The sequence below is a fragment of the Siccirubricoccus deserti genome (genome assembly GCF_014283215.1).
In the GTDB taxonomy this organism is placed as follows: domain Bacteria; phylum Pseudomonadota; class Alphaproteobacteria; order Acetobacterales; family Acetobacteraceae; genus Siccirubricoccus; species Siccirubricoccus deserti.
The window spans coordinates 126743-139905 of the sequence record NZ_JACOMF010000009.1 but is presented as its reverse complement, the minus strand read 5'-3'; the positions used below and the strand labels follow the sequence as shown (position 1 = coordinate 139905).

At 71.3% G+C, this 13163-nt stretch carries 11 protein-coding genes and 1 riboswitch; of the genes, 6 read left to right on the top strand and 5 right to left on the bottom strand.

Going from position 1 to position 13163, the window contains the following annotated elements; all coding sequences use genetic code 11:
- Positions 1–3: 3 nt before the first annotated feature.
- A complete protein-coding gene (gene gcvH, locus H7965_RS10495) occupies positions 4–381 on the top strand; it encodes a glycine cleavage system protein GcvH (protein ID WP_186770523.1) in 378 nt (125 codons plus the stop codon).
- Positions 378–3275 carry an aminomethyl-transferring glycine dehydrogenase gene (gene gcvP / locus H7965_RS10490; protein ID WP_186770522.1) on the top strand — a complete coding sequence of 966 codons (2898 nt, stop codon included), beginning with the start codon at positions 378–380 and terminating at the stop codon, positions 3273–3275. Before gcvH ends, gcvP begins: the two co-directional genes overlap by 4 nt.
- A 165-nt stretch (positions 3276–3440) precedes the next feature.
- Here gcvP and H7965_RS10485 read toward each other — a convergent pair whose 3' ends face one another.
- On the bottom strand, positions 3441–3902 hold the full coding sequence (locus H7965_RS10485; RefSeq protein ID WP_186770521.1) for a GNAT family N-acetyltransferase: 462 nt from the start codon (positions 3900–3902) through the stop codon (positions 3441–3443).
- Positions 3903–4196: 294 nt separating this feature from the next.
- Here H7965_RS10485 and H7965_RS10480 point away from each other — a divergent pair, with 294 nt between their 5' ends.
- On the top strand, positions 4197–4970 hold the full coding sequence (locus tag H7965_RS10480) for an SDR family NAD(P)-dependent oxidoreductase (RefSeq protein WP_186770520.1): 774 nt from the start codon (positions 4197–4199) through the stop codon (positions 4968–4970).
- A gap of 107 nt (positions 4971–5077) precedes the next feature.
- Here the strand turns inward: H7965_RS10480 and H7965_RS10475 are convergent, their stop codons facing one another.
- Together H7965_RS10475 and H7965_RS10470 are read right to left on the bottom strand one after the other, a co-directional pair.
- Positions 5078–6748, bottom strand: coding sequence for a Na/Pi cotransporter family protein (locus H7965_RS10475; protein ID WP_186770519.1), 1671 nt, complete (start codon positions 6746–6748; stop codon positions 5078–5080).
- An 88-nt stretch (positions 6749–6836) separates the two neighbouring features.
- The gene (locus H7965_RS10470; protein WP_186770518.1) at positions 6837–7706 is read right to left on the bottom strand and encodes a TauD/TfdA dioxygenase family protein; all 870 of its coding nucleotides are present in this window, start codon (positions 7704–7706) and stop codon (positions 6837–6839) included.
- Positions 7707–7853: 147 nt separating this feature from the next.
- Positions 7854–7961: riboswitch (TPP riboswitch) on the top strand.
- 52 nt (positions 7962–8013) lie between these two features.
- Here H7965_RS10470 and H7965_RS10465 point away from each other — a divergent pair.
- Complete coding sequence (locus H7965_RS10465; RefSeq protein WP_186770517.1) at positions 8014–9585, top strand: ABC transporter substrate-binding protein; 1572 nt, start codon at positions 8014–8016, stop codon at positions 9583–9585.
- 91 nt (positions 9586–9676) lie between these two features.
- Here the strand turns inward: H7965_RS10465 and H7965_RS10460 are convergent, their stop codons facing one another.
- Both H7965_RS10460 and gloB read right to left on the bottom strand, forming a co-directional pair.
- A complete protein-coding gene (locus tag H7965_RS10460) occupies positions 9677–10153 on the bottom strand; it encodes a cupin domain-containing protein (RefSeq protein WP_186770563.1) in 477 nt (158 codons plus the stop codon).
- A complete protein-coding gene (gene gloB / locus H7965_RS10455; RefSeq protein ID WP_186770516.1) occupies positions 10150–10878 on the bottom strand; it encodes a hydroxyacylglutathione hydrolase in 729 nt (242 codons plus the stop codon). The genes H7965_RS10460 and gloB overlap by 4 nt, the downstream gene beginning before the upstream one ends.
- Positions 10879–10995: 117 nt before the next feature.
- Between gloB and H7965_RS10450 the strand changes: the two genes are divergently transcribed.
- On the top strand, positions 10996–11709 hold the full coding sequence (locus H7965_RS10450; protein ID WP_186770515.1) for a class I SAM-dependent methyltransferase: 714 nt from the start codon (positions 10996–10998) through the stop codon (positions 11707–11709).
- Positions 11710–11996: 287 nt separating this feature from the next.
- Positions 11997–13163 carry an acyltransferase family protein gene (locus tag H7965_RS10445; RefSeq protein WP_186770514.1) on the top strand — a complete coding sequence of 389 codons (1167 nt, stop codon included), beginning with the start codon at positions 11997–11999 and terminating at the stop codon, positions 13161–13163.

The following is a 13163-nucleotide window of genomic DNA, read 5'->3' as shown; positions in this document are numbered from 1 at the left end:
CCGATGTCCGAGCTCCGTTACACCAAGGACCATGAATGGGTGCGTCCAGAGGGTGACGCCGCCACCATCGGCATCACCGACCATGCGCAGAACGCGCTGGGCGACGTGGTCTTCGTCGATCTGCCCGAGGTCGGCCGCGAGGTCGCCGCCGGCGAGGCGGTGGCGGTGGTCGAAAGCGTCAAGGCGGCCTCGGATGTCTACGCGCCCATCGCCGGCCGTATCGTCGAGGTGAACAGCGCGCTGTCCGAAGACCCCGGCCTGATCAACCGCGAGCCGACCGGCGAGGGCTGGTTCTTCAAGATCGAGCCGAAGGACCCGGCGGAGATCGACGCGCTGCTCGACGACAGCGCCTATGCCGCCTTCGTGGAGAGCCAGGCGTGAGCCACCTCGACGAGCTGTCCAGGCTGGAGGACAGCGCCGAATTCGCCCGCCGCCACATCGGCCCCGGCCCGGACGACATCGTGGAGATGCTGAAGCTGGTCGGCGCCGACAGCCTGGAGGCGATGGCCGCCCGCACCGTGCCGGCGGCCATCGCCGGCGCCGACCTTGCCGGCCTGCCGCCGCCGGCGACCGAGGCGGAGGCGATCGCCGAGCTGCGTGCCCTGTCGGAGCGGAATGCCCGCACCAAATCGCTGATCGGCCTCGGCTACCATGGTACCCACACGCCGCCGGTGATCCTGCGCAATGTGCTGGAGAACCCCGGCTGGTACACCGCCTACACTCCCTACCAGGCGGAGATCGCCCAGGGCCGGCTGGAAGCGCTGGTGAATTTCCAGACCATGATCACCGACCTCACCGGCCTGCCGGTGGCCAATGCCTCCCTGCTGGATGAGGCAACGGCCGCAGCCGAGGCGGTGACCCTGGCCCATGCCGCGCATAAGGGGAAGGGCGACACGCTGCTGGTCGCCGCCGACCTCCATCCACAGACCCTGGCCGTGGTGCGGGTGCGGGCGGCGCCGGTCGGCATCCGCGTGGTCGTCGTCCCGCCGGCCGGGGTGATCGCCGCCGCCGCGGCGGAGAAGCCCTTCGCCCTGCTGCTGCAATACCCCGGCACCACCGGCGAGGTGCGTGACCTCACCGCCGAGATCGCCGCGGTGCAGGCGGCGGGCGGCCTTGCCATCGTCGCCGCCGATCCGCTGGCGCTGACCCTGCTGACCCCGCCCGGCGAGATGGGTGCGGATGTCGTTGTCGGCAGCAGCCAGCGCTTCGGCGTGCCGCTCGGCTACGGCGGGCCGCATGCTGCCTATATGGCGGTGAAGGACGGGCTGAAGCGGCTGCTGCCGGGGCGGCTGGTCGGCGTTTCCATCGATGCCGCCGGCAACCCGGCGATGCGCCTGGCGCTTCAAACGCGCGAGCAGCACATCCGGCGGGAGAAGGCGACCAGCAACATCTGCACCGCGCAGGTGCTGCTGGCAGTGATCGCCGGCATGTATGCGGTGTGGCACGGGCCGGAGGGGCTGAAGCGCATCGCCCGCCGCGTCTCGCTCCAGGCCCGGCTGCTGGCCGATGCGGCGCGGCGCGGCGGCTACGCGCTGCGGCACGCGGGTTTCTTCGACACCATCGCCATCGAGGCCGGCGACCGCGCCGATGCGCTGATGGCCGCGGCGCTGGAGCGCGGCTTCAACCTCTGGCGCGCCGATGCCGGCTGCGTCTCCATCGCGCTCGACGAGACGGTGACGCGGGCGGAGCTGGCCTCGCTGGCCGATCTGCTCGGCGGTGGCGATCTGGCGTCGCTCTCCCCCTGGGGCGGGCTGCCGGAGGCGCTGGCGCGCACGACCCCCTTCTGCGCTGCCGAGGTGTTCAACAGCCACCATTCGGAGCATGCGATGCTCCGCTACCTGAAGCGGCTGGAGGACAAGGACGTCGCGCTGAACCGCAGCATGATCCCGCTGGGGTCCTGCACGATGAAGCTGAACGCGACGGCGGAGATGATCCCGGTCACCTTCCCCGGCTTCGCCAACATTCATCCCTTCGTGCCTGCGGCGCAGGCGGAGGGCTATTTCGAGCTGGTCAAGCGGCTGGAAGGCTGGCTCTGCGCCGTCACCGGCTTCGCCGCCGTCTCGCTGCAGCCGAATGCCGGCAGCCAGGGCGAGTATGCCGGGCTGCTGGCCATCCGCGCCTTCCATCACGCCAATGGGGAGACGCACCGCGACGTCTGCCTCATTCCCTCCTCGGCGCATGGCACCAATCCGGCGAGCGCGGTGATGGCCGGCATGCGCGTGGTGGTGGTCGGCTGCGACCGCGACGGCAACGTCGACCTCGCCGATCTCGAAGCCAAGACGGCGCAGCATGCCGACCGGCTCTCGGCGCTGATGGTGACCTACCCCAGCACCCATGGCGTCTTCGAGGAGAGCATCCGCGAGATCTGCGCCCTGGTGCATCGCCACGGCGGCCAGGTCTACATGGATGGCGCCAACATGAACGCGCAGGTCGGGCTGACCTCGCCCGCCGCCATCGGCGCCGATGTCTGCCACCTCAACCTGCACAAGACCTTCTGCATCCCGCATGGCGGCGGCGGGCCAGGGGTGGGGCCGATCGGCGTCGCCGCGCATCTGGCGCCGCATCTGCCGAACCATCCGCTGCACCCCGGCGCCGGCCCGGCCAGCGGCTACGGCCCGGTCTCCGCCGCGCCCTTCGGCAGCGCCGCCATCCTGCCGATCTCCTACGCCTATATCCGCATGATGGGCGCCGAGGGGCTGACCCGCGCCACCCAGGTGGCGATCCTCAGCGCCAATTACGTGGCGAGGCGGCTGGAGGCGCATTACCCCGTGCTCTACCGCGGGCTGCGCGGCATGGTGGCGCATGAATGCATCCTCGACTGCCGCGGCTTCCAGCAGGGCGGCGGCGTGCTGGTCGAGGACATCGCCAAGCGGCTCCAGGACTACGGCTACCACGCGCCGACCATGTCCTGGCCGGTTGCCGGCACGCTGATGGTGGAGCCGACCGAGAGCGAGCCGAAGGAGGAGCTGGACCGCTTCTGCGACGCCATGATCGCCATCCGCGCCGAGATCCGCGCGGTGGAGCAGGGGCGGTCGGACAAGGCGGACAACCCGCTGAAGAACGCGCCGCATACCGCGGCCGAGGTGATGGCGACCGAATGGCGGCATCCCTACAGCCGCGAGGAGGCCGCCTTCCCGCTGCGCTTCGTGCGGGCGCACAAGTACTGGCCGCCGGTGAAGCGCGTGGACAACGTCCATGGCGATCGCAACCTGGTCTGCACCTGCGCGCCGCTGGAGGAATACGCCCAGGCGATGCAGTTGCAGGCGGCGGAGTAGAGCGCCCCGCGAAACCGCTTTGCGTTCCGCGGGGGGGACGCTGATCCCTGCCGACCGGCGCTTCGGCGCGCCTTCCGCGGCAAGGCCGTGGAAGGCCAACAGGAAGTGCCGGGTGTTGACGGCACTCCGGGCCATGCCCTGCCATGGGGCGTGCCGCGCCAGCGGTCAGCCGCTGACCGGCTTGCTCATATGCACCACGGTCCCGCCGGGGAAGACCTCCTCCCGGTCGGTCCGGTAGCCGAGCCGCCGGTAGAGCCGCAGGTTTTCGGCAAAGAGGCTGTTGGTGTAGAGCCGGATCTCCGCATGCCCGAGCGATGCGGCAAGCGCCTCGGCGTGGGCCAGCAGCCGCCGGCCGAGGCCGCTCCCCTGATATGCCGGGGCAACCGCGACATTCTCGATGAGCAGGTGGTCGGTCCCGGGGATCATCTCGATCAGCGCCGCCAGCCTGCCGTCCAGATGCAACAGGTCGATGCGGTGGCGCCGCACTGCCGCGGCGTAATCGGCGGTCATCGGCTTCGGCTCGCGGCCGATGACCGGCACCCATTTGGCATAGGCTTCCCGGGTCAGCGCCCGGATGGCATCGGCGTCGGCCGGGGTCGCCGGCCGCAGGGACAAGGCTTCAGTCACCCTTTGGCCTCCTTGGTCACGTGCGTTCGAGCGCGGACATGAAAAACCCTGCCGACCGCAGGGGCAGGCAGGGCGGTCGGGCTTTCGGGAACCGGAGGTTGCTACGCTCCCGCGCGCCCCATGGTCGGCATGCCACGCCGCAGCCTGGTGCGGGGGCGAGGTCGCGGGCGGCGGGCCGGGATGTGCATGCAGGGATTGCGGGGCGAATTGCCGCGGCTGTCAACGGCCATCGCGGGGCCTGAACCACCCCGCCGGGCCGCGCGTTCCCGCCGCAGCTTCCGGCAGGGTTCCGCCATGCGCCTTTGCGACCGCACCGCCATCGTCACCGGCGCCGATTCCGGCATCGGCCAGGCCATTGCCACTGAATTCGCCAAGGCCGGTGCCGATATCGCCATCCTGTTCCATACCGACCAGGCTGGCGCCGAGGAGACCCGCCGCCGGGTCGAGGCCGCCGGCCGCCGCGCCGTGCTGGTCCAGGGCGATGTCGCCGAGGAGGCGACCGTCACCCGCCTGTTCGAGGAAACCGAGTCCGAGCTGGGCGAGCCCGACATCCTGGTGAACAACGCCGGCATCGGCCAATCCGGCAGCCAGGTGGCCGAGCTGGGCCCGGCGGAGTTCGACCGCATCCTGCGCACCGACCTGCGCGGGCCCTTCCTCTGTTGCCGTGCCTTCGTCCGTTGCCGCCGCAACCTCGGCGGGCATGGCCGGATCATCAACATCACCTCGGTGCATGAGGCGATCCCGAGCCCCGGGGCCGCCGCCTATGGCGCCGCCAAGGGCGGGCTGCTGACCTTCACCCGCAGCCTGTGCCTGGAGGTGGCGCCGGACCGCATCAACGTGAACGCCATAGCGCCTGGGCTGATCCACACCGACATGACCAGGGCACGGGTCGAGGATCCGGCGGTCATGCGCAAGCAGCTGCCGCACATCCCCTGGGGCCGCCCCGGCTACCCGGATGAGGTGGCGAAGCTGGCGCTCTACCTGGCCTCGGATGAGGCGGACTACGTCACCGGCCAGAGCTTCACCATCGATGGCGGGCTGGAGATGAACTGGGGCCAGGGAGCATAAGCACTCCCCATGAAACCGCTTGGCGCTTTCGCAGGGGGCTGGCTGATCCCTCCCGATCGGCGCTTCGGCATGCCTTCCGCGGCAAAGCCGGAAGGATACCAGTCAGCCTACTGGCCGTCGCGCCCATTCCCTTCCGCCAACGCCGGATCGCTGGCGAGCCGGCTCGACAGCAGCTCGCCGCGCCGTTCTAGCAGCGGGTGGGCGACCACCGCCAGATGGCCACCGACCCGGCGCAGATCCCGCACCGCATCCAGCAGCAGCCCGGCCGCGCCATCTTCGCCCGAGGCCACCCGCCGCGCCGCATCGCGCTCCGCCCCGCGCAGCGCCTCCTTGCCGAGGACCAGGCGGCGAGCCGCCTCGGCATCCTCCAGCATGAACACCGCGATCGCCAGCCGCAGCTGATCCTGCAATGCCGCATGCAGCGCGGCGATCTCGCGCTGCGCCGCCTCCTCCAGCGTCACGCCGCGGCGCAGCCGGCGGGCGGCGTGCCGCAGCAGGTCGCGCTCCAGCACATCCGCGGCGTGTTCCAGAGCGATGGCGAAAGCCTGCACCTCCTCCAGCCGGCGGCTCTCCTCCTCGCCCAGGCTCTCGCGCGGGATGCGGGCGAGGTAGCCATGCACCGCGCGGTGCAGCCGGTCGATCACGTTGTCCAGCCGGGCGGCGGCGCGGGCGGCGTCGCGGTCGCCAGCGCGGAAGGCTTCGGCCGAGCCACGCAGCATCGCTTCCACCTGGTCTGCGATGCGCAGTACCTCCCGCGACGCATTCGCCAGCGCGACCGAGGGCATGTCGAGCGCCGCTTCATCCAGGTAGCGCGGCGCGGCGGGATCGTCGGCGGCGCTGCGGTCCGGCAGCAGCCGGCGCAGCAGCCCGGCCAGCGCCGGCAGCAGCGGCAACGCCAGCGCCGCGGTGGCCAGGTTGAAGATCAGATGCGCATTCGCCACCAGCCGCGCCGGCGCCGGGTCCAGCGCCGTCAGCCAGCCTACCGCCTGTGGCAGGAAGGCCAGCCCGAGCACCACGCCCACCACGCGGTTCAGCAGATTGCCGGCCGGCACCCGCAGCCGCGCCACATCGGCACGGTCGCCGCCGGCTTCCAGCAACGGGTTCAGCGCGCTGCCGAGGTTGGCGCCGAGCACCATGGCGAAGGCCGCCGCCGGCGCCGCCACCCCGCTGCCGGCCAGCGAGGCGACGAACAGCACCCCGGCGACGCTGGAATGCGCCGCCCAGGCGACTGCCGCGGCCAGCAGCAGGTTCGGCAGCGGCTGGTCGGCGACCGCGGCGAGCAGTGCCCGGAGGGTTGGCGAAGCCTCCACCGGCGCCATGGTGCCGGCCATCAGATGCAGCGCCAGCAGCATCAGCCCAAGGCCGATCCCGACCCGGCCGAGGTCACGGGTGCGCGCCCGCCGGCCGTGCCGGAAGGCCAGCACCCCGGCCAGCACCAGGGTCGGGAATACCGCCGCCACGTCGAAGGACAGCAACTGCACGATCAGCGCGGTGCCGACATTGGCGCCCAGCATGGCGGCCAGAGCCGGGGCCAGCGCCACCGCGCCGCTGGCGGCGAAGGAGCCGACCATCAGCGCCGTCGCCGTGCTGCTTTGCAACGCCGCCGTCACCCCGACGCCGGCGAGAAAGGCCCGGATCCGGTCGCCCAGCGCCAGGCCAAGGGCATGCCGCAGCCGGCTGCCGAAGGCACGGACCACGCCGCTCTGCACCATGTGCAGGCCCCAGAGCAGCAGGGCCGCCTCGCCTGCCAGTTCCAGCAGCAGCCTCAGCTCGGCCATCGTGGTCCCGCCACCTCCTCGCGTCGCAACGCACTGGCATGGTGACGGGCTGCGCCGCCCGGGGACAAGCGTTGCGGCTCCGCCGCGCTCAGGCGGCTCCGGCGACTGTCGTGCGGAACATCAGCCGCAGGTATCTCTCGTGATCGAACAGCGACGCCGTGTGCAGGGTGCAGCGGTTGTCCCAGATCACCAGGTCGCCCGCCCGCCAGCGATGGCGGTAGACGTAGCGGTCCTGCGAGGCATGAGCCATCAGCGCCTCGATTAGCGCCAGGCCCTCGGCCTGGTCCATGCCCTCGACATGGCTGATCACCGCCGGGCAGAGGAACAGCGACTTCACCCCGGTGACGGGATGGGTCCGCACCAGCGGCTGCGCAACTGGCGGGAAGCGCCGCCGTGCCTCCTCCGACAGCGGCGGCCGGTCCGGGGTGTGGCGGCGGTTCCATTCGGAGAGGGTGTTCAAATCATGCACCGCACGCAGCGGGGCGATCCGCGCCCGCATCTCCGGCGACAGCTCGGCATGGGCCGCCGCGGCGTCGAGGAACCAGGTCTCGCCGCCCTCCGGCGGACAGATCGCGCCGTAGAACAATGAGGCGGCGCTGGGCACCGGACGGAAGCTGCTGTCGGCGTGCCATTGTTCGACACCCTTGGCGAAATTCGCCCGGATGCCGTCCTGTGCGTAGTTGCCGACGCAGAAGATCTCCGGGTGCTGCGGATGGGTGGCCGTGGCCTGGGAATGCAGCTCCAGCGGCCCCATCCGCCGGCTGAACGCCACCTGCGCCGCGGGGTCGTTCGGCACATCGCGCAGCAGGATTAGGCGGTGGCGGTGGAAGGCAGCGAGGAAGCCGGCGAACTCCGCCTCCCCGATGTCGCCGGCGATGCGCAGGCCGGAGAGTTCCGCACCGAAGGTGGTGCCGAGCGGGCGTTCGCGCAGCGGCGGCGCGGCGAGGGCGGTATCCATGGGCAAGGCTCCCGGGGCTGGATTGGCATGTCCGGGCAACTGGCGTTGGAGCGGCGCGGGGCGCCGTCGCGCCCAGTATGCCGGGAACCGGCCCGGCCCGGCAAACCCGCCGGCTTGCGCGCGCCCATGGCCCCCGCCATGCTGCGCACGGACACCTGGGGGAGCCCCTGCAATGGGGCTGAGAGGCGGCGCAGCCGCGACCCCTGGAACCTGATCCGGTTAGGACCGGCGAAGGGAGCGGTGCCAGCTGCGGCCGAATCCCCGGCACGGCGGTCCCGTGCCCCGCCGTTGCTTGGGGAGGACCGTTATGCGCCGTCGCGCGCTGCTTGCTGCCGCCACGCTGCCGCTGCTGCCGATACCCGCGCTGGCGCAGACCGCCCGCGCCCGCACCCTGCGCTTCATGCCGCAGGCGGCGCTGGCGGTGCTGGACCCGGTGTTCAATCCGACCACCATCATCACCACCCATGGCTTCTGCGTCTTCGACACGCTGTATGGCTGCGATTCACAGCTTCGCCCGAAACCGCAGATGGCGGAGGGGCACAGCGTCTCCGCCGATGGCCTGGCCTGGACCATCCGGCTGCGTGAGGGGCTGCGCTTCCATGACGGCGAGCCGGTGCGGGCGAAGGATTGCGTCGCCTCCCTGCAGCGCTGGGCGGTCAGGGACGGCTTCGGCCAGGTGCTGGCCCGCGCCGTGGCGGAATGGGCGGCGCCGGACGACCGTACCCTGCTGATCCGGCTGCACCGGCCCTTTCCGGCGCTGGTCGATGCCCTGGCCAAGCCCGCCGCCAGCCCTGCCTTCATCATGCCGGAACGGCTGGCGCGGGCACCCGCCGACAAGCCGATCACCGAGATGACCGGCAGCGGTCCCTGGCGCTTCCTGGCCGATGAGTTCGTCCAGGGCAGCCGCGCCGCCTATGCCCGCAACCCCGACTACCGGCCGCGCGACGAACCGGCCGAGGCGGCCTCGGGCGGCAAGCGGGTGCATTTCGACCGGCTGGAACTGACCTGGATCCCGGATGGCGGCACCGCCGCGGCGGCGCTGCGCACGGGTGAGATCGACTGGATCGAATACCCGCTGCCCGATCTTGTGCCGGTGCTGGCGCGCGACCGCCACGTCACCACCCAGGTCTACGACCCGAACGGCTTCCTCGGCTTCCTGCGCTTCAACCATCTGCACCCGCCATTCGACAGGGTGGAGGTCCGCCGCGCCATCCGCGACGTGCTGGTGCAGCCCGACTTCATGGCCGCGGTCGCCCTGCCGGACGACTGGCGCGAATGCCACGCCATGTTCCCCTGCGGCCTGCCGGGGGTGAAGGAATTCCCTCCCGCGCCGCGCGGCGCGGCGGCGATGGAGCGTGCCCGCGCGGCACTGCGCGAGGCTGGCTACCGCGGCGAGCCGATCATCCATGTCAACCCGACCGACTTCCCCGCGGTGACCCAGCAGGGGCAGGTGACGGCGGATCTGATGAAGCGCCTCGGCGTGAACATCCAGCTGGTGGAAAGCGACTGGGCCACCACCATCGCCCGCCGCGCCAACAAGGCACCGCCGACGCAGGGCGGTTGGAACCTGCACAACACCAACTTCCCCGCCGCCGCCATCGCCAACCCGGCGGTCAGCCCGATCATCCGCGGCAATGGCGAGCGCGCCTGGTTCGGCTGGCCGACCGATGCGGCCAGCGAGGCGCAGGTGGAAGCCTGGATCGCCGCGCCCGACGCGGCGGCCCAGGCGCACGCCATGGCGGCCTTGCAGGAGGCCGCATGGGAAAGCGTGCCCTTCGCACCCACTGGCCTGTTCCGCCTGCGGACCGCCTTCCGCAGCGACCTATCGGGTGTGTTGCAGGGGCCGAACCCGTTCCTTTGGAACCTCAAACGGGGGTGAGGTTGGGGCCCAGCCTCCAAACCCCCGTTGGGGACGAGCGTCCCTCCAGGCCCGGGTCTGGGTTTTGGGTGTACCCGTTCGAATGGCCGCCTCATGGTGGGGGCAGGGGCCGAGCTTCGGCCCGGGCGGGGTCCAGAAGCCTGCCCGGCGGTGCCAACTCGAAGCCGGCAAACTCGAAGGCCGGGCTGACGGTGCAGCCCACCAGCACCCAGGCGCCCAGCGGCCGTGCCGCTTGCCACACCCCGGCCGGGACCAGGGCGAAAGGCTGCTCCCCGGCGCCGAGGTCGGGGCCGAGGCGGCGGGTTTCCATCGCCCGGCCATCCGGCGAGAGCGATAGTTCGAGCCCGCTGCCGCCGTACCAGTGCCAGGCCTCGGCGGCATCCACCCGGTGCCAGTGGCTGCGTTCCCCGGCGGCCAGCAGGAAGTAGATCGCCGTGCCGGCGCCGCGCCCGCCATTCGCCGGCGCGTCCCGCCACAACTCGCGGTAATGCCCGCCTTCCGGATGCGGCCGCAGCCCGAGCGCGGCGATCAGCGCCGCCGCGTCGAGCCCCGGGTCACGCAGGTTCAGCGGAAGCTGTCCTTGGCGCTGCGCACCGCCGCAAGCCGCGCCACATCCGGGGCGCGCACGAAGGGGTTCGCTGCCTTCTCCTCGGCAATGGTAGTCGGCACCGTGAAGCGTCCGGCGGCGCGCTGCGCCTTCACCTCGGCGGCGCGGGCGATCAGCGCCGGGTTCTGCGGTTCCACCGTCAGGGCGAAGCGGGCATTGCTCTCGGTGTATTCATGGCCGCAGCAGACCAGCGTCGCATCCGGCAGCGCCGCCAGCGCCGCCAGCGAGTGGAACATCATCGCCGCGTCGCCCTCGATCAGCCGGCCGCAGCCCAGCGAGAACAGCGTGTCGCCGCATAGCAGCACGCCGCCATCGGCGAAGTGGAAGGCGATGTGCCCGACGGTGTGACCGGGCGTGTCGATCACCGTGCCGCGCGTCTCGCCCACGGCGATGCTCTCGCCCGGCTTCACCACGATGTCGAGCTTCGGCAGCCGGTGCGCATCGGCGGCGGCGCCGACCACCTTGGCGCCGAACCGCGCCTGCACCTCGGCGACGCCGCCGACATGGTCGCCATGGTGGTGGGTCAGCAGGATCAGGTCGCAGCGGCCACCGGCCGCTTCCAGGGCGGCGATGATCGGTGGCGCTTCACCAGGGTCGCAGAGCGCGACCGTGCCGGTCGCCTGGTCCTTCAGCAACCAGGCATAGTTGTCGGACAGGCAGGGGATGGCGGTGGCGGTTACCGGCATGGGGAACTCCTCCGATCACATGAAGCGGGTGCTGCCGCCCGGCAACGCCGGTGGGGAAAAGCGGCGCGGACGGCGACGGCCCATCCATTCCCGGGCCTGCCGCCCTATATCCCCCGCATGCGCCACGAGGTCCACGGTCTGGCGAATTTCTACGCCACCCCGGCCGGCCTGGTGACCGCCAGGCTGCTGCGGGCGAAGCTGCGCGCGCTCTGGCCGAGGCTGCCGGGGCAGGCGGTGCTCGGCCTCGGCTATGCCAGCCCCTTCCTCAGGCTGTGGCAGGCGGAGGCGACCCGCTGCGTCGCCATGGTGCCGGACCAGCTGCCGCGCTGGCGCTGGCCCCGCGGCCGCGCCTCCTGCACCGCGGTCGCGCCGGAGGATGCGCTGCCCTTCCCCGACCTGCTGTTCGACCGCATCCTGCTGGTGCACGGGCTGGAGCACTCCGAGAACACCCGCCGCATGCTGCGCGAGGTGTGGCGTGTGCTGAAGGATGACGGACGGCTCCTGGTGGTGGCGCCGAACCGGCTGGGCCTCTGGGCGCAGCTGGAACGCACGCCCTTCGGCCACGGCCAGCCCTATTCCTCCGGGCAGCTGGAGACGCTGCTGCGGCGGCAGATGTTCCAGGTGGAGCGGCGCGACGCGGCGCTGTTCATCCCACCCTTTCGGACAAGGCTGCTGCTGCGCGGCGCCGGCGGCTGGGAACGGGTGGGCAGCGGGTTGTTTCCGCGCTTCGCCGGGGTGACGCTGATGGAGGCGGTGAAGGATTTCTCCGAACTGATCCCGGCCGGCGCGCTGAAGAAGCGGCGGCGGGTGGTGGTGGCCGAGGGCGTCTGATGCCAACGGCATGAATAGTCCGTTCATGCCGAGCGCCCGCAGGGACGCCGCGCCGCAGGGCGGGTAGCCAAGGAGCAAACCGCCCGAGGACCGAGGGACGGTTGATCGGTTGTGATCAACCGCCATTGACATGACCCGGCCGTAGAGTGGCGTGTAACTTCCATGCCACAGCAGCCGCCGTGCATCGCCCTGGCCTGCCGGTCACGCCTTCTTGGTTATCTGGCCGGCACTCTACCCTGGCATGGTCTTCCTACCCATTTCAGAATGACCACGGTTGCGGAATGCAGATGGAAGCGCCTTGTTTCGGGTCGATCGCAGCATTCGCCGACCAGTTCGAGTCCGGCCGTGCCCAGGCCGGCCGGCTCCTGCCGATGGAGGGCCTGCGTGGCCTGGCCGTGCTGCTGGTGTTCTTCGTCCACTACTCCTCCCAGTTGGCGCAGGCCTTCCACCTGCCGCTGCCGGCGGTAGGGGCGGCGCTCGAGCACATCGGCCATGTCGGCGTCGACCTGTTCTTCGTGCTCAGCGGTTACCTGATCTACGGCGCCCTGATCCAGCGGCCGCGGCCCTACATCGGCTTCCTGCTACGGCGGGTGCAGCGGCTGTATCCGGCCTTCCTGGTGGTGCTGGCGCTGCACCTGCTGGCGGCGATGCTCTCCTCCTCCGGCGGCGGGCTGCCGAGCGGAATGCGGGAGCGGCTGCTGCTGGTGGCGGCGAACGTGCTGCTGCTGCCTGGCCTATTCGACATCCAGGGGATTGTCGTCGTCGCCTGGTCGCTGAGCTATGAGATGGCCTTCTATCTGGTGGTGCCGCTGGTCGTCACCGGCCTCCGGCTGCGCCGATGGCCGCCGGCGCGCCGCATCGCGCTGCTGCTGGCGGCGCTGGTGCTGATGCAGCTGCTGGAATGGGCGCATCGCCGCATGGGGATGTTCCTCTGCGGCATGCTGCTGGTCGAGATACTCGGGCTGCTGCTGGAGAGGCTGCGGCACGCGCCGTGGCTTGATGGGCTGGCGCTGGCGGCGCTGCCGCTGATGGCTGCCGCGGTCCTGGCCGAGGTGCCGCCCGTGGTGTCCGATAGTGCCGTCCTCATCGCCTGCTTCCTGCTCTGCGCCGCCGCCCTCGGGCGTGAGGGGCCGGTCGCGCGGGGGCTGCGGCTGACACCGCTGCGGTGGCTCGGGAACATGAGCTATTCCTACTACCTGCTGCACGGCTTCATGCTGATGCTGTTCTTCGTCGCGCTGCGTGGCGCGGGGCCGCTGCTGCAGGCGGCGGGCGAGGCATCCTACTGGGTGCTGCTGCTGCCGGCGCTGCTGGTGACGATCGTGGGATCGGTGCCGCTGTACCTGTTCGTCGAGCGGCCCTTCTCCATCCTGCCGGCGGAGCGGCAGCCGGCCGCGGCGGTTGCGTCGCCGCTGGGGAAATTGCCGGGCGAGCCGGGCGGCCTGGCCGGGGCTTGA